This is a genomic window from Pseudomonas sp. UBA2684 (genome assembly GCA_002354655.1).
Classification (GTDB): Bacteria; Pseudomonadota; Gammaproteobacteria; order Pseudomonadales; family Pseudomonadaceae; genus Aquipseudomonas.
On the sequence record DELY01000003.1, the window covers coordinates 310,750 to 326,786 of the forward strand.

The 16,037-nt window shown below is 65.4% G+C and carries 17 protein-coding genes; 4 read left to right on the forward strand and 13 right to left on the reverse strand.

From position 1 onward, the window contains the following. Positions 1-14 precede the first annotated feature (14 nt). The 7 genes from B3M58_RS02365 to B3M58_RS02395 all read right to left on the reverse strand — a co-directional run bounded on the left by B3M58_RS02365 (position 15) and on the right by B3M58_RS02395 (position 4,376). Positions 15-464, reverse strand: coding sequence for a DMT family transporter (locus B3M58_RS02365; RefSeq protein ID WP_296216951.1), 450 nt, complete (start codon positions 462-464; stop codon positions 15-17). An 85-nt stretch (positions 465-549) separates the two neighbouring features. Continuing rightward, positions 550-1,038: a GNAT family N-acetyltransferase gene (locus B3M58_RS02370; protein ID WP_296216952.1), complete on the reverse strand. Its 489-nt coding sequence runs from the start codon at positions 1,036-1,038 to the stop codon at positions 550-552. Positions 1,039-1,089: 51 nt separating this feature from the next. Continuing rightward, a complete protein-coding gene (locus B3M58_RS02375) occupies positions 1,090-1,650 on the reverse strand; it encodes a DUF4136 domain-containing protein (RefSeq protein ID WP_296216953.1) in 561 nt (186 codons plus the stop codon). 59 nt (positions 1,651-1,709) lie between these two features. After that, positions 1,710-2,306: a DUF4136 domain-containing protein gene (locus B3M58_RS02380; RefSeq protein WP_296216992.1), complete on the reverse strand. Its 597-nt coding sequence runs from the start codon at positions 2,304-2,306 to the stop codon at positions 1,710-1,712. 118 nt (positions 2,307-2,424) lie between these two features. Further along, positions 2,425-3,174, reverse strand: a complete 750-nt coding sequence (locus B3M58_RS02385) for a methyltransferase domain-containing protein (RefSeq protein WP_296216954.1) — start codon at positions 3,172-3,174, stop codon at positions 2,425-2,427. Beyond that, positions 3,171-3,476, reverse strand: coding sequence for a nucleotide pyrophosphohydrolase (locus B3M58_RS02390; protein WP_296216955.1), 306 nt, complete (start codon positions 3,474-3,476; stop codon positions 3,171-3,173). Before B3M58_RS02390 ends, B3M58_RS02385 begins: the two co-directional genes overlap by 4 nt. A 48-nt stretch (positions 3,477-3,524) precedes the next feature. Further along, the gene (locus B3M58_RS02395; RefSeq protein ID WP_296216956.1) at positions 3,525-4,376 is read right to left on the reverse strand and encodes a MaoC family dehydratase; all 852 of its coding nucleotides are present in this window, start codon (positions 4,374-4,376) and stop codon (positions 3,525-3,527) included. A gap of 182 nt (positions 4,377-4,558) precedes the next feature. Here B3M58_RS02395 and B3M58_RS02400 point away from each other — a divergent pair, with 182 nt between their 5' ends. Then, positions 4,559-5,551, forward strand: a complete 993-nt coding sequence (locus B3M58_RS02400) for an AraC family transcriptional regulator (protein ID WP_296216957.1) — start codon at positions 4,559-4,561, stop codon at positions 5,549-5,551. 149 nt (positions 5,552-5,700) lie between these two features. Here B3M58_RS02400 and B3M58_RS02405 read toward each other — a convergent pair whose 3' ends face one another. Next, the gene (locus B3M58_RS02405) at positions 5,701-7,056 is read right to left on the reverse strand and encodes a 3-oxoacyl-ACP reductase (protein ID WP_296216958.1); all 1,356 of its coding nucleotides are present in this window, start codon (positions 7,054-7,056) and stop codon (positions 5,701-5,703) included. 162 nt (positions 7,057-7,218) lie between these two features. Between B3M58_RS02405 and B3M58_RS02410 the strand changes: the two genes are divergently transcribed. Continuing rightward, a complete protein-coding gene (locus B3M58_RS02410) occupies positions 7,219-8,496 on the forward strand; it encodes an acetyl-CoA C-acetyltransferase (RefSeq protein ID WP_296216959.1) in 1,278 nt (425 codons plus the stop codon). Positions 8,497-8,812: 316 nt separating this feature from the next. Here the strand turns inward: B3M58_RS02410 and ada are convergent, their stop codons facing one another. Beyond that, positions 8,813-9,856: a bifunctional DNA-binding transcriptional regulator/O6-methylguanine-DNA methyltransferase Ada gene (ada, locus tag B3M58_RS02415; protein ID WP_296216960.1), complete on the reverse strand. Its 1,044-nt coding sequence runs from the start codon at positions 9,854-9,856 to the stop codon at positions 8,813-8,815. A gap of 249 nt (positions 9,857-10,105) precedes the next feature. Between ada and B3M58_RS02420 the strand changes: the two genes are divergently transcribed. After that, on the forward strand, positions 10,106-10,993 hold the full coding sequence (locus B3M58_RS02420; protein WP_296216961.1) for a PA4780 family RIO1-like protein kinase: 888 nt from the start codon (positions 10,106-10,108) through the stop codon (positions 10,991-10,993). Between the two features lie 204 nt (positions 10,994-11,197). Here the strand turns inward: B3M58_RS02420 and B3M58_RS02425 are convergent, their stop codons facing one another. The 3 genes from B3M58_RS02425 to B3M58_RS02435 form a co-directional block, all read right to left on the reverse strand. Next, on the reverse strand, positions 11,198-12,073 hold the full coding sequence (locus B3M58_RS02425; RefSeq protein WP_296216962.1) for a KPN_02809 family neutral zinc metallopeptidase: 876 nt from the start codon (positions 12,071-12,073) through the stop codon (positions 11,198-11,200). A gap of 86 nt (positions 12,074-12,159) precedes the next feature. Then, positions 12,160-12,594, reverse strand: coding sequence for a DUF411 domain-containing protein (locus B3M58_RS02430; RefSeq protein WP_296216963.1), 435 nt, complete (start codon positions 12,592-12,594; stop codon positions 12,160-12,162). Positions 12,595-12,721: 127 nt separating this feature from the next. After that, the gene (locus B3M58_RS02435; RefSeq protein ID WP_296216964.1) at positions 12,722-14,071 is read right to left on the reverse strand and encodes a hypothetical protein; all 1,350 of its coding nucleotides are present in this window, start codon (positions 14,069-14,071) and stop codon (positions 12,722-12,724) included. Positions 14,072-14,509: 438 nt separating this feature from the next. Here B3M58_RS02435 and B3M58_RS02440 point away from each other — a divergent pair, with 438 nt between their 5' ends. After that, positions 14,510-14,896: a DUF4345 family protein gene (locus B3M58_RS02440; protein WP_296216965.1), complete on the forward strand. Its 387-nt coding sequence runs from the start codon at positions 14,510-14,512 to the stop codon at positions 14,894-14,896. Positions 14,897-14,906: 10 nt separating this feature from the next. On the opposite strand, the gene trmA is transcribed toward B3M58_RS02440, so the two are convergent. Then, a complete protein-coding gene (gene trmA / locus B3M58_RS02445) occupies positions 14,907-15,995 on the reverse strand; it encodes a tRNA (uridine(54)-C5)-methyltransferase TrmA (RefSeq protein ID WP_296216966.1) in 1,089 nt (362 codons plus the stop codon). Between the last annotated feature and the right edge of the window lie 42 nt (positions 15,996-16,037).

Genomic DNA, 16,037 nt, shown 5'->3' on the forward strand with positions numbered 1-16,037 from the left:
GCGCGTTGCTGGCGTTAGCCGCGGCGAATCAGCCAGATGCCGGCAACGATCAGCAGCAGGCCGCCGATCTTGCCGAGACTGATGGGGGCTTCGCGAAAGCCGGCCCAGCCGAAATGGTCGAGAGTCAGGGCCATGCTCAGTTGCCCGGCGATCACCAGCACCATAAACAGCAGTGCGCCGACGCGCGGCCCGGCGAAGGCCGCGGTGGCGATAAAGATCACCCCGAGCAGGCCGCCGCTCCAGTGCCACCAGGTCAATCCTTTGAGGGCGCCCAGGCTGGGCATTTCGCGCTGCGCCAGAACCACGATCAACAAGGCCAAGGTGCCCACGCCGAAGGAGATCAGCGAGGCGGACAGCACGCTGGACACCTGTTTGGCCAACTGGCCATTGATACCGGCCTGCAAGGGCAGGCAGGCGCCGGCAATAAAAGGCAAAGCGAGTAACCACCAGATCGGGGCGGGCATGAGCGGGGTTCTCCAGGGCGTGGGGCGCGCAATTATGCCGCAAAAGCGGCCCGCGCCGGCACGGCTGAAACGCCGCCTGGGGGCTTTACAGCGGCTTGCCGAATTGGATCAGCGCGACCCGTGCGCCGTGCGGGTCGCGTCGTTCGACCACGCCTTCAAGTCGATAGCCGAGTTTGGGGTAGAGCAGCAACCCGGCGCTGTTGGCGTTGAAGCACGACACCCGCATGCGCGGGGCCTTGTAGTGGTCGCGCACCAGTTGCTCCATCACCGCCACCAGGTAATGCGCCACGCCCTGGCCGCGCGCCCACGGCGCGACCATCAGGTTGCCGAGGGCGCAGAACTCGCCATGCTGCCATTGGTAGAAATTGGCGAAGCCGGCGACCCGGCCATCCAGCAGCACCACGGTGCTGTCGCGGCGCTCGGCCATGGCCGCGGCCAACTGGCCGACGCTCAGCGGCCAGTTGGCTTTCGGGTAGGCGAAAAACAGCTCCTGGGCGCTTTGCGCAAACGCCACGATGGCCGTCAGGTCGGCGGCGTCGGCCGGGCGGTGGGTCAGGGCAGAGGGTTGCGTCATTGAATGTCCTCGAACTACCTACGTTGCCGATACGGCGTTAAAAACGGCTTGCTAGCGCGGCGGGTATTGGCTGAGCACCTTGGCGACGGTTTCGCGTACCGCTGCGCTGCGCTCGTTCGGGCTCGGTTGCGGGTTGCGCAGGATTTGCTCGGCACTGCCGCGCCACACCAGTTTGCCGTCCTGGCCATCGAGCAGGTCGATTTGCAGGGTGCCGACTTGGTAGTCCACGGTGCGCGTTTCGATATAGGTCGGCCCGCCCCAGAAACCGCCCCAGCGCCCGCTCAAGTCGCCGCCGTAACCGGTGCTGACTTGCTGCTGGCGGTTGTCGACGATCAGCCAGGCCTGCACCCGCAGGTCAGCGGGAGTGCCGTTAGGCGCCGGGCGCAGGCCGCGCTGGTCGAGTTGCTCGCCAACCGCGGCGCGGATGCGCTGCTCGGTGAGGTCGCTCTTGATGCGTGGGTCGTCGGGACGGTATTGCAGTGCCGGCTCCTGCCAACTCCAGCTGCGGTAGGCGGCGAAATCGCGATTGGGGTCGAAGTCGCGGCTGAGCTGTGCGGTTTGGCAGGCGCTGAGCAGCAGCAACGCGGGTATCAGTAACACATGCAGGCGCATGATCGATTCTCCTGAGCCCCGGTCACGATGCCGGACGAGGGCGGCTGATAAGCGGTGTATCAGGCTGGCGGGTAATTCTCCAGCGCGCGTTGCAGGGCGGCGCGCAAGGCATCGGCGCGTTCGGCCTGGCTGCCGTCGCTGAGCACTTCGGCACTGCCGCTCCACACCGGCTGGCCGTCCTGGCCGTCGAACAGGTCGATGCGGACCACCACCACTTCTTCTTCGTAGGTGCGCACCAGCGGAGCGCTGCCCCATAGGCCGAAGTCGTCGCTGTAATGGTTATGCCCGTAGTAGCTGCCATAGCGGTCGACGACCTGCCGCACGCGGCGCTCCAGGCGTAGCTCGGCGCTGACCTTGAGGTCGGCGGCAGTGCCTTGCGCCGGGCGCAGGCCACGCTGGTCGAGGGCGTTGCTCAGCGCTTCTTGCACCAGGGCCGAGCTGGCCCAGGCGCTGGCCGCTGGCTGCCGACCGTCCAGCCAGCTCCAGTTGCGGTAGCGCGCGTAATCGCGCGCGGGCGCCGGGTAAGCGCTGAGATCCAGATGATTGGCCGCCTGCGCGGGCGCCGGCGGCAGTGGGTTGGACTGCTGCGTGTAAGGGTTGGGGCTCTGGCAGGCCGCCAGCAGCGGCAACAAGAGTAAAAACGCCACGGCTCTCATGATGCTCGGTTCAACCTCCATTGACTGTCTCAATCCTATGCCTGCGGGCGGGCGCTGCGAAGTCGTTGAGTGGCGGATTGGACCGGGCGAGGCCCGTTCGAGCATCCGCCGCGGGTCTTCAACGTGGCCGACAGAGCCAATGCAGGTAGCGACCCAAACCCGCAAAGCTGGGGTGCCGCCGATACGCCAGTTCCATTTCCAGCAGGTCGATCAGTTCGGCCTTGGCCTGGAACTCCTGCGGCATGTAGTCGTGAAAAACCCGCACGCCACTGGAGTTTTCGACCTGCCAATGCTCGGCAAGTTGCGCCGCCAGCTCGCGTGGGTCAAGCGGTCGCTGCGGCGTCAGGCTCTGCTTTTCGCCGGCGAATTCGGCTTTGCGCAACTTGCGGAAATGCCCCTTGAGCAGGTTGCGGTAGATCAGCGCGTCCTTGTTGTAGAACGCCAGCGACAGCCAGCCGCCGGGCGCGGTGAGCTGGTGCAGCACCGGCAGGATGGCATGTGGCTCGGCCAGCCATTCCAGCACCGCGTGGCAGATCACCAGGTCATAGGGTTGGTTGAGCTGGCCAAGCAGTTCCTGCCAGGGCGCCTGGATAAAGGTCGCCGGTTGCCCGGCCGCGGCAAAGCGCTCGCGGGCGCCGTTGAGCATCGGTTCGGCAGGTTCGGCGAGGGTTACCCGATGGCCACGTTCGGCCAGCCACAGCGCCATATGGCCGAGGCCCGCGCCGATATCCAGGACCCGCAACGGGCGCTCCGGCAGGGCTTCGGCGAGGTCGGCCTGGAGCACCGCCAGGCGGATCGCGCCCTTGGCGCCGCCGTAGATCTTCTCGGCGAAGCGCGTCGCCAGTTCATCGAAGTGCCGGTCCGTCATGGGCAGAACCGCCGCTCGCTGTCGGCCAGTTTGGCGCTTACCGCCTGCTCCAGGTCGATGCCCAGCTCGCTGCACAACAGCAACAGGTAGAGCACGATATCGCCGACTTCCTGGCCGGCGTGGGCCAGCTGTGCGGGGGCGAGCTGGCGCGACTGTGCTTCGCTGAGCCATTGGAAGATTTCCACCAGCTCGGCCATTTCCACGCTGGCGGCCATGGCCAGGTTTTTCGGGCTGTGGAATTGCCGCCAGTCGTTGCGGTCGCGGATGGCGTGCAGGCGGGCGGTGAGTTCGGTGAGGTTCATGCGGCTCCGCGAGGTTCCGGTCGGATGGAGCCGCATTGTTTCACGGGGTCAGATCACCTGCCAGCGTCCCGCCATATGCGGCAGGTCGTCCGTGCCGGTGAGGCTGAACTGGCCGTGGGCCGCCGGCGCGCTGGCGTGCAGGGTGACCTGGGCCGGCAGCAGTACGGGTTTCTGGAAGCGCACGTCCACCGCGTAGCCGGCGGCGGGCAAGTGTTCGCTCAGCGCCGCCAGGCTGCGTGCCTTGTTCCACAGGCCATGGGCGATGGCGCGCGGAAAGCCGAACAGCTTGGCGCTGAGTGCGCTGAGGTGGATCGGGTTGTAATCGCCGGCGATGCGCGCGTAGGCGCGGCCGATATTGGCGGGCGCTGGCCAACGGTCGAGCTCATGCAGCGGCAGGGCTGGCTCCTCGGCGCGTTCGAGCATGGGCCCCGTCAGCGTCAGGCCGCGGCAGAGAATGCGGCTGTCGCCTTCCCAAAGCAGACCGAGTTGGTCTTCCAGGCGGGTGATGATGCTGAACACCGCGCCTTTTTCGTGGGGCGCGAGGTTGTTGACTGCCACGCTGACGATAAACGGGCCCAGGCCGCCCAGTTGGCGAAGCACGCGGATGCGGTTTTCCAGGTGCACCAGGCCGAGCAGCGGGAAGGGGAATACCTTGTCGGTGAGCAACTGCATCTGTAGCGGGAAGGCCAGGATGTGTGGGTAGGTGGCGGGCAAGCGGCCGTCGTCGGCAAAGCCGCAGACCTGGCGATAACGCGCCAAATGCCCAGGTTCGACAGTGACGGCGCAGCGCAGCCCGAGGTTGGGCAGGGTCTTGCCGGTGATGCCACGGCGCAGGGCCGCACGCGCGAAGAGGCCGGGCAGTGCCGGTGCGGTGGGCAGGTCGAGCCAGTCTGTAGCCATTGCGCGCTCCTTGTCTAAAGATGGGCAAGCTTAGTCCGCCCAGTGATTAGGACATTGGCCGCACCGCCTTTGTCCCCGGCAAGTGCAGTCAATCGGTCTGCACTGCCGATTCGCGCCTTGAGCCGGAACGCTAAAGCTGCATAAGATGGCCGCGCCTCGCGGATAACAAGAAACCTAAAAATATGCGTGACCTGACCGATGACGTGGCGCTGATGCGCCCGGTGATCGATGCCTTGCGTGCCAGTGGAGCCGATCCCGATCGAGTCCTGGCGCGCGTCGGCCTACCGCCCGCAGGCTTGCCTGCCGGACGCTTCCCCCATGCCGCGCAAGCGTTGTTCTGGAAAGCCGCCAGCGAGGAATGCGGCGAAGAGCACGTGGGCCTGTTTCTGGCCCAGCACCTGCCGGCGTTCCACGGCTTGCTGCTGGAATACCTGTTCCTCTCCAGCGAGACCTTTGGCGAAGGTCTGCGCCATGCGTTGCGCTACGTGCGCCTGCTCTCCGACACGCTGAATGCCACGCTCGATGTGCAAGGCGAGCGCGCGCTGCTGACCCTCGGCCTGATTCCCGGCACGCCCCGGCACTTCCCGGAAATGCTCGCCGGAGCGGTGATCCGCCTGTTCGATGCCTTGACCGAGGGGGATTTCGTCCCGCGCGAGGTGCAGTTCATGCATGCCGAGGGTGCGCCCGCCGAGCGTTATTTGCAGGTGTACGGCTGCCCGGTGCAGCTCGGCGGTCAGCGCTATGCCCTGGTGTTCGACGCCAAGGTGCTGGACAAGGCCTCGCGCCACGCCGCGCCGGAGTTGCTGCGCATGCACGAATCGCTGGCGCGCCGGCAGTTGGCGGAGGTTGAGCGGTTGGACCTGGTGCGCAAGGTGCGCGAGCTGATCGGCGAATTGCTGGTCGACAGCGGCGCCACCCTGGAGCAGGTCGCCGCGCGCCTGAACATGCCGGCGCGGCGTCTGCGCGAGCGCCTGGCCATGGCCGGGGTGCGCTTCAACGACCTGGTCACCGACTACCGTTGCCGGCTGGCCAAGGAGCTGCTGTTGAAGACCGACGAGCGCATCGAAGTGATTGTCGAGCGCACCGGCTTCTCCGAGCCGAGCACCTTCTACCGCGCCTTCAAGCGCTGGGTCGGCGAGACCCCGGTGGAGTTCAGAAAGCGCGGTAAGACGTGAGGCGCGCCAGGCCGACTCCCGATTGTGGGAGGCGCTTCAGCGGCGAGCCTTCGGCGATTCCTGCCGCAGCTAAAGCCCCTCCCACAGGCCTTACCTGTCGCCCAGCGTAAGCCGGGAGATGGGTGGGCAGAGCTGCGCATGGCGCGTTGTCAGGCCCCCAGCAAGCTTTGCCCGCACACCCGCAGAACCTGAGCGGTGAGGGCGCCGGAACTGGGCTGGGCGAACCAGGCCACGGCTTCGGCCACGTCCTGCGGCAAACCGCCCTGGCCCATGGAGTTCATCCGCCGCCCGGCTTCGCGGATGGTCAGCGGAATCGCCGCGGTCATCTGCGTTTCGATAAAGCCCGGCGCCACCGCGTTGATGGTGATGCCGCGTTTGCCCAGCGCGGGTGCCCAGGCCTGGGCCAGGCCGATCACCCCGGCCTTGCTGGTGGCGTAGTTGGTCTGACCCAGATTGCCGGCGATGCCGCTGATCGAGGCGATCAGCACCACGCGGCCATTGTCGCGCAGCGTGCCGGCGTCGAGCAGGGCTTGGGTCAACACCTGCGGGGCATTCAGGTTGACGTCGATCACCGAGTTCCAGAACGCGTCGCTCATCTTCGCCAGGGTCTTGTCGCGGGTGATGCCGGCGTTGTGCACGACGATGTCGATACCGTCCGGCAGCGCCTCGATCAGTTGTGCGGCGGCATCGCTGGCGCAGATGTCCAGGGCTACGCCACGTCCGCCCAGGCGCGCGGCCAGGGCGTTGAGGGCATCCTTGGCCGGCGGCACGTCCAGCAACACCACCTCGGCGCCGTCACGCGCCAGGGTCTCGGCGATGGCCGCGCCGATGCCGCGCGAGGCGCCGGTGACCAGGGCCTTCTTGCCGGCCAGCGGACGCGTCCAGTCCTTGACCTCGACAGGGCAGGCGCTGAGGCGCAGCACCTGGCCGGAGACATAGGCGCTTTTCGGCGAGAGGAAGAAGCGCAGCGCGCCTTCCAACTGATTCTCCGCACCCTTGCCGACGTAGATCAGCTGCACGTTGCCGCCGCGGCGGATTTCCTTGCCCAGGGAGCGACTGAAGCCTTCCAGCGAGCGCTGCACGCTGGCCGCCACCGGGTCTTTCAACGATTCCGGGGCGCGGCCCAGGATCACTACGCGCGGGCATTGCGCCAGGCCTTTGAAGGCCGGCTGGAAGAAGTTGCGCAGCTCGATCAACTGCTCGAAGCGGCTCAGGCCGCTGGCATCGAACACCAGCGCCTTGAGCTTGGGGCCGTGCTCGGCGGTCCAGCGCGGCAGCTCCAGCTGGCCCTCGGCAGCCGCGAACAGCTGATCGGTGAGTTTGTTGGCAAACGGCAGCACGGCAGCCCCCAGGCTGCCGGCGCCGCCAATCAGCAGGGCGCCGTCCACCGGCCGGCTGCGTCCTGCCAGCCAGCGCTCCAGGCGCAGTGGCGCGGGCAGGCCGAGGGCGCCGACCAGGCGGCGACCGGCGGTGGAGTTGGCGAAGGCGAGGTAACGATCGGACATGGGACAGGCTCCTGCTGGTGCATCAAAAAGTTGCGCTCACTCTACGCAGACCGCAGAAATGCGCAATTGACCGCGCCGCCCGCTGTGCCGGCAAGGCGGCCAATGCGACACTCCCAGCAGGCGCTAGCCTGTGCGCCATTCACTTCACGCAAGGAGTCACCCATGACCCAGCTGCGCCGCGTCGCCATCGTTGGCGGCAACCGTATCCCTTTCGCCCGTTCGAATACGGTCTACGCCACGGCGAGTAACCAGGAGATGCTCACCAGCGCCCTGGAAGGTTTGATCGAGCGCTTCAACCTGCATGGCGAGCGCCTGGGCGAAGTGGTCGCCGGTGCGGTGCTCAAGCATTCGCGCGACTTCAACCTGACCCGTGAATGCGTGCTCGGCTCGCGCCTGGCCCCGGAAACCCCGGCCTACGACCTGCAACAGGCCTGCGGCACCGGTCTGGAAGCGGCGTTGCTGGTGGCCAACAAGATCGCCCTGGGGCAGATCGAGAGCGGCATCGCCGGCGGCGTCGACACCACCTCGGACGCGCCGATTGGGGTCAACGAGGGGCTGCGGCAGATTCTCCTGCAAGCCAATCGCGGCAAGAGCACCGGCGACAAGCTGAAGAGCCTGTTGCAGATTCGCCCGCGCCATCTGGCTCCGGCCATTCCGCGCAACGGCGAGCCGCGCACCGGGCTGTCGATGGGTGAGCATTGCGAATTGATGGCGCAGACCTGGGCGATTGCGCGCGACGAGCAGGACCAACTGGCCGTCGCCAGCCACCAGAAGCTCGCCGCCGCCTATGCCGAGGGCTGGCACGATGACCTGCTGACGCCGTTCCTCGGCCTGACCCGCGACCAGAACCTGCGCGCCGATATCAGCCTGGAAAAGCTCGCCACCCTCAAACCCTGCTTCGAGCGCGGCCCGCGCGGCACCCTGACCGCCGCCAACTCGACGCCGCTGACCGATGGTGCGTCCCTGGTGCTGCTGGCCAGCGAAGACTGGGCCAAGGCCCGCGGTCTGCCGATCCTGGCTTACTGGAGGGACGGCGAAGCGGCGGCGGTGGATTTCGTCGGTGGCCAGGAAGGTCTGCTGATGGCGCCGGCCTACGCGGTGCCGCGCCTGCTGGCGCGCAACAAACTGACGTTGCAGGACTTCGACTACTACGAAATTCACGAAGCCTTCGCCGCCCAGGTGCTCTGTACCCTCAAGGCCTGGGAAGACGCCGACTACTGCAAGACCCGCCTGGGCCTGGCTGCGCCGTTGGGCGCCATCGACCGCAGCAAGATGAACGTCAAGGGCAGCTCGCTGGCCGCCGGCCACCCGTTCGCCGCCACTGGCGGACGGATCGTCGCCAACCTGGCCAAGTTGCTTGCGGTGGCGCAAGAGGGGCGCGGTTTGATCTCGATTTGCGCCGCTGGCGGCCAAGGTGTGACCGCGATCCTGGAAAAGTAATCCAACAGCAGATCGTTGAAAAACGTAGCGAGCGAAGGCTAGGCAAGGCGCAATCAGCCGAGGAAGCGGACGACTGTATGGATGCAGGCGGTAAGGCGAAGCAGGAAGCCCGAGCCGAGTGTACGAGTTGTACATGAGCATCCGAGGTTGATGGCAACGCGGCATAGCCGAGCGCAGTAGTTTTTCGGTGGTCTGCTGGCCGTGAGCGCAATTCAGCGCGGTCGCGAGCAGTATGCAACTCCGTGATTTAGGGCGGCCCGCCATGGCGGTGCCGCCCTTTTTTTGCCTGTGCGAATGGCGTTATCAGCCCACGCGCCTATTCCGTGGTGGCGCTTGCCTCGGCCTCGCGCTTCAGCAGCGTGGCCTTGCGCGCCAGCCCCCAGCGGTAGCCGCTCAACGCGCCATTGGCGCCGATCACCCGGTGACAGGGCACCAGCAGCCCCAGTGGATTGCTGGCGCAGGCCCGCGCCACCGCGCGCGGATGGCTGTCGAGGCTGCTGGCCAGTTCGCCATAGCTGCGGGTCTGGCCGAGTGGGATGTGTTGCAGTGCGCGCCACACCTGTTGCTGAAACGCCGTGCCGCGCAGGTCCAGCGGCAGGTGCGCGGCGCGTTGCGGTGCTTCGAGTTGGCCGATGACTTGCCCCAGCCAGTCCCCCAGGCCACGGTCGTCAGGCACTAGTTGGGCGGCGGCAAAGCGTTGCTGTAATTGTTTTTCCAGTTCTTCTGCGCTGTCGCCGAATAGCAGCGCACACGCGCCGCGTGTGCTGGCCGCCAGCAGCAGTTGGCCCAACGGGCAGGCGGCGATGCTGTAACGCAGGGTTTCCCCCGCACCTTGTTTGCGCCGTTGGGTCGGGCTGAGGGCGTCTGCATGCTCGTACAGCGCGCGGGTGCCGGAATAACCGGCGGCCAGCGCCGCATCGAGCACCGAGCCGGCCTGCGGTAAACCGGCTTCCAGTTGGGCGCGCCGCTGGGCGCTGGCCCAGGCTTTCGGGGTCAGCCCGGTGCGTGCCTTGAAGGCGCGCGCCAGATGCGAGGGCGATAGGCCGATGCGGGCGGCGAGTTGCTCGAGAGTCGGGGTTTGCGCCGGCTCGCTGAGCAGGCGGCAGGCGGCGGCAACCAGCGCGTCGAGTTGTTCGGCGGGGCTGGCGGCCTGTGGCGAGCACCGTTTGCACGGACGAAAGCCTGCCGCTGCGGCGCTTGCTGGTGTCGCGTGGAAGCTGACGTTGTGACGCAACGGGCGCCTTGCGGGGCAGCTCGGCCGGCAATAGATGCCGGTGGAGCGCACGGCGAAAACGAATTGGCCGTCGTGTGCGGCATCGCGGGCGCACACGGCTTGCCAGCAGCGGTCGAGGTCGAGCATGGCGCGGCTCCAGTGGACGATAAGCCGATTGTCGGCGTTGGAGCCGCGAACGCCAATCCGAATCGCGCTTTCAAATGCCTGAAACGCCCGGCCAACATCGCGGCAATCGGTCAATCGAAGCGCCGCGCCAAGATTTTATTGGCCTGTTAATGGATGCATGGCTCTGCATAGGCTGGGCTCTGCGGGAGGATTGCCGTATAACGGGCGGCAGACGCGAATTGGGCAACACAGGACCCCTGATTAAAGCTGATGAAGACGCCAAAACGCATAGAACCCCTGGTCGAGGCTGGCCTAGTCGACGAAGTGATACGCCCGCTGATGAGTGGTAAAGAGGCCGCGGTATACGTGGTGCGCTGCGGTGACGAGCTGCGCTGTGCCAAGGTCTATAAAGAGGCGAACAAGCGCAGCTTCCGCCAGGCCGCGCAGTATCAGGAGGGCCGTAAGGTCCGTAATAGCCGCGATGCCCGCGCCATGGCCAAGGGTTCGAAGTACGGCCGTAAAGGCCAGGAAGACGCCTGGCAGAACGCCGAGGTGGGGGCGTTATTCCGCCTGGCCAGTGCCGGAGTGCGCGTGCCCAAGCCCTACGACTTCCTCGAAGGCGTACTGCTGATGGAGTTGGTCGATGACGGCGAAGGCGATGTCGCGCCGCGCTTGAACGATGTCGACCTGCACCCGGACGATGCCCGTGAGTTCCACGCCTTCATGGTCCATGAAGTGGTGAAGATGCTCTGCGCCGGCCTGGTGCATGGCGATTTGTCCGAGTTCAACGTGCTGCTGGGCCCCGAAGGCCCGGTGATCATCGACCTGCCGCAGGCGGTGGATGCGGCCGGCAACAACCATGCCTTCAAGATGCTTGAACGCGATGTCGGCAACATGGCCGCCTACTTCGGTCAGTTCGCCCCCGAGTTGAAGTTCACCAAGTACGCCAAGGAAATGTGGGCGCTCTACGAAGCCGGCGAGCTGACCCCGGACAGCCCGCTGACCGGCGAGTTCGACGACCCTGAAGATGCCGCCGACATCGACGCGGTGATGCGTGAGATCAAGGCCACCCTGGCCGAGGAAGCCCGGCGCCAGGCGTTGCTGAATGCCGAGGACGAGCCCCGGGGCGAAGAACCACCACCGCCCTGGATGCAATAACCAGGGGCGTACAGGCCGAGCTGTTGGCTTGCTCGGTTGATGGATTACGCTCAAAGGCTTGCCGCTCAAGGGCTCCCAAGCGAAAAACCCTCGGAAGATAATCTCTCCGAGGGTTTTTCGTTTCTAAGCTCCGCGCTAGCCGGCTTGGCTAACCAGGCTTCAACAGATGAAGTGAACGCCTCGCGTACAGACCCCGGTGGGCGCTTACAGGCGAGCGGTTGTGAACGTATCGCAGCGCCCGACATTGCCGTGTTCGAAACCCATCTTGAACCAGCGCACGCGCTGCGCCGAGGTGCCGTGGGTGAAGGAATCCGGGACCACCTGACCGCGTGCCTGTTTTTGCAGGCGATCATCGCCAATCGCGTTGGCGGCGGTCAGCGCTTCTTCCAGATCTCCCGGCTCCAGCCAGTCGAGGCGGCGTTGGGCGTGGTGGGCCCAAATGCCGGCCAGGCAATCAGCCTGCAACTCCTGGCGCACCAGTAAACCGTTATCGCCCGCCACGCGTTCGCCGCGTTGCCGCGCGGCATTGACCTTGGCGGAGACGCCGAGCAGCGTTTGCACGTGGTGACCCACTTCATGGGCGATTACGTAGGCCTGGGCGAAGTCGCCCGCCGCGGCGAAGCGCTGCTCCAGTTCGCGGAAGAACTCCAGATCGAGGTAGACCCGCTGATCGCCGGGGCAGTAGAACGGCCCGACGGCCGAGTCGGCGAAGCCGCAGGCGGAATTGACTCCGCCGCGAAACAGCACCAGGGTCGGGTCGCGGTACTGCCGGTTGGCACTTTGAAAGATTTCACGCCAGGTGTCTTCGGTGTCGCCGAGCACGGCGCGAACGAACTCCGATTGCTCGTCGTTGTTCGCCGGCTGCGCGCTTTGCGGCAGGCCGAGCGAGCTGCTCTGTGTGGCCTGGCCGGCCAGTTGGCCAAGGATCTGCACTGGGTCCTGGCCCATCAGCAAGCCGATGATCACCACCGCGGCGATGCCGCCCAGGCTCAAGCCTTTGCCGCCGCCGAAGCGCATCCCGCCGCCACCACCGCGCGCATCCACTACGTTGTCACTGCGTCGTGCCCGTTTCCAGCGCATCACCTGGTTCCCTGTGCCATTGCTGGGGTTGAGTGTTGTCGTAGTGGCGGGCGCGCGCCAGTCCGGTCGTCAGGCCAGGGCCGCGATCAGTTGCCGGGGTATTCGCTGATCACCCGTTCGTTACCTTGCTTGCTCAGGCCGATGACTTGGTAGGCATCGCGCACATCGCCATATTCCATGCCGGGCGAGCCGGTCGGCATGCCCGGTACGGCGGCGCCGAGCAGATCGGGCTGTTGACGCAGCTTGAGGATGTCGGCGGCCGGCACATGGCCTTCGACAAACTGGCCGTCGATCACCCCGGTGTGGCAGGAGGCCAGGCGTGGCGGCACGCCGAGGCGTTGTTTGACCGCGCTCATGTTGCTTTCGACATGGTCGTTGACGGTAAAGCCGTTGGCTTGCAGATGGCTGATCCAGGCTTTGCAGCAGCCGCAGTTGGGATCACGGTGCACGTCGATGGTGAGCGGCTCGGCCGCATTGGCGAGGCTGCTGAACAGGGCGAGGGCAAGTAGCGAGCGGCGCATGGCGGAACTCCGATAGGGCTGAGGGCCAAGCATAGCGCCCTGCCTACGGTGTGCCCATCGGCCGGTTGTTGCCAGCGGTAAACGGAAGTGGTTCCGGGCGCAGGACGGCCCGGAACCGGGGTTGTGGTTATTCCAGTTCCATCAGCCCTGGGTCGCGTTGGACCGGTTGAACGTGCTGCTGTTTCACGCCGCTCTTGAGCATCAGCTTCAGTTGATCGGCTTTCTGGCAGGCGTTGTGGCCGTCGACGAAGACGCCGTCCTGATTGCACTTCCAGTCATAGAAGTTGGCCAGGCCACCGGCCAGTTGCAGGCTGTAATCGCTGCTCTTGGTGCCGGCACTGAATGGCTGGCCGGCAGGGATGTTCTGGAACCAGCGCATCCACTCGGCTGAGCCCACCGCTGGCGGGTTCGCCTGGAAGGTCGGGTTCATGATCGCCAGTTGCGGGTATTCGCCGGTCATGTGGCAGCTCAGGCACGAGCTGTTGGGGTTATCCACCGGGCCATTCAACCGGCCATTCCAGCCCAGGTGGGTGGGCGGCAGTTCGCTGGTTTTGGCGTTGATGGCGGTTTGTTTGAGGTTGGGATTGATCTTGGTCTGGGTCGGCTGCGGATTGGTGAAATCGTTACCGGTCTCCTGTGGATCGTTGCCCCACATGATGCCCACCGGCACCAGGTTGTCCCAGCTCGCTTTGCCGGTGATGGCGCCGTTGTACTGGAAGGTGCCGAAGATCCAGCCGGTGTCGCTGGCGCGAGTGTCGCGTACGGCGATGTCCATCTGGATCAGGGCGACGTTCTTCACCTCGCGGTCAGCCGAGTCGAAGGTCTTGGTGATGTAGCCTTGCCAGAGCACCGGGTTCTGCAAGAAGGGCACTTCGCTGAGGTTGACGTCGGCGAACAGTGCCTTACAGACCACGGTGCCGTTGGCGAAGCTGTTGGGGCTGGAGGTGAAGTCCGGGTTGGGGTTATGCGGGTCCTTCCAGACTTCACCGATGGTGTACGCGCCAATGTCGTTGTAGATGCCGACGGCATAGGTCTGGCCGGTGGTCACCTGGGTTGGGGCGAGTTGTTTCGCCTGGATCTGCGCTTCCTTGGTCAACCCGTGGATGCCTTCGCGACCCAGCGGGCCGTAGTGCTGCCAGGGCATGTGGAACCACTGGCGCAGCGAGTTCTTCTGCACGTCCCAGTTCGCTGCCACGTTGCCTTCCAGGCAGTAATCCTTGACCGCCGACATGTAGGCGCGCCAGGTTTCGAAATCGTTGCTCATCGGGCTGGGCAATTGCTCGAAGAACGCCGGCAAGGACGTCGCCGGTGGTGCTGTACTGGGGTACGACTGGCTGAGTTGGAACAGCGGGCCGGCGTATTGGCTGCTCGGTGGCTGGTAGCCGAAGTCGGGATAGGTGCCGGCGTTCGCTGCGGCAGCGAACAACGGGGCGGCGATAGCGAGTGCCCGGGCGATATGTCCATGGGGCTTGTGCATTGATTCTCTCCTTGATGTGGATAACGCCTGCCATTGGCTGAATAAAGCGGTTCGCAGTCGAACCTGCAGGGTTTCCGTTATGGGTTATCAGGCCGGCGTCCGCGGGGGATTAGGCCGTGTCACGGTTTATCGGGTGGTGGGTGGTTACCTCCTGGGTGGGTTGTGAATGGATGTGCCTAAAGGCACCCGGCTGGCGCAGCGGCCGGGCGTTCATGGCGTTGGGGAGGGGGATGCGAAACATGTCGACCTCCTTGTCGATCAGCTGCGTGAATGGCGTTTCTGTGCCAGTAGTTGTAGAACATCTCGCGGAAGGCGCCATGGGTTTTTCCAAAAAACGCCGAACAGTCCTTGTTCGCCTTGCGATCACCGGCGGCTCAGGGTATTCGCTTCAGGTGCGCAGACGTATCCTCGCCGTCCCCTTCTTCGCGGAGTTCAGCCATGCTGTTTGCAAGAATCTTGCTGCTGGTTCAAGTTTTGGCCCTGGCCGGCCTGGGCTTGGCGTATTTCACTCATCCGCATGAGATGAGCAACCTCAGCGGCATGCTGCTGATGGCGCCCGCCGCGGCAACCGATGTGCGCGCCTATTACGGCGGCATGCAGATTGGCCTGGCGGCGTTTCTGCTGCTGGCGCTCAGCCGCCTCGAACTGGTTCGCGCAGCGCTGACCCTGCTGGTGCTGCTCTACAGCTCGCTGGCACTGGCGCGTATTGGCGGCTTGTGGCTGGACGGCGGCGCCCAGCAGACCTTCAACCTGATCGCCCTGCTGATCGAGGTAGTCTCGGCAGGGCTGGCATTCTGGGCCTTGCGTGGGCTGAACAAGGCCTGAAGCCTGTTGCTCAGCGACGCTCCAGCAGTACGCCCGATTCCATGTGGTGGGTGTAGGGAAATTGGTCGAACAGCGCGCAGCGGGTGATTTTGTGCGTGTCGCTGAGCTGGGCGATGTTGGCGGCCAGGGTCTCCGGGTTGCAGGAGATATACAGGATGCGCGCGAAGCGCCGGGTCAGCTCGCAGGTGTCCGGGTCCATGCCGGCGCGCGGCGGGTCGACGAACACGCTGCCGAAGTCGTAGCCCTTCAGGTCGATGCCGGCCAGGCGGCGGAACGGCCGCACCTCGTTGAGCGCTTCGGTCAGTTCCTCGGCGGACAGGCGCACCAGGGTCACGTTATCCACGCCATTGTCTTGCAGGTTGGCCAGGGCGGCATTCACCGAGGACTTGCTGATCTCGGTGGCCAGCACCTTGCGCACACGGGTGGCCAGCGGCAGGGTGAAATTGCCGTTGCCGCAATACAGCTCCAGCAGATCGTCCTCACGCTCGCCCAGCACCTCATAGGCCCAGCCGAGCATCTTCTGGTTCACCTCGCCGTTGGGCTGGGTGAACGCGCCTTCCGGTTGGCGGTAACTGAAGGTGCGGCCAGCGACCTGCAGTTGTTCCTCGACATAGTCCCTGCCGATGACGCTGCGCTTGCCCTTGGAGCGGCCAATGATGCTGACCTGCAAGTCGGCGGCGAGCTTTTCGGCCTCGGCCTGCCAGGCCGCATCCAGCGGGCGGTGGTAGCACAGGGTGATCAGCCCGTCGCCGGCCAGGGTGGTGAGGAATTCGACCTGAAACAGTTTGAAGCTCAGGGCGCTACTGGCTTGCCAGGCAGCCTTTAGTCGCGGCATCAGGGCGTTGATCTGCGCGCTGGCGATGGGGAAGTCTTCGAAGAAGATCGGCGTGAATTTGTCGCCGGCCTCGAACATCGCGTAGTGGCGATCTTCGCCCTCGCGCCACAGGCGGAATTCGGCGCGCAGGCGGTAGTGTTCGCGCGGCGACTCGAACAGCTCGGGGGCCGGGGCATCGAACGGTGCCAACAGCTCAATCAGGCGCTGTTTCTTTACCGCAAGCTGGTCGGCGTAGGTGGTGGGATCGAACGGTGCACGGCTCATGGACGACTCGGTAATCTAGGGTTTGCAGCATCCGCAGGCGCA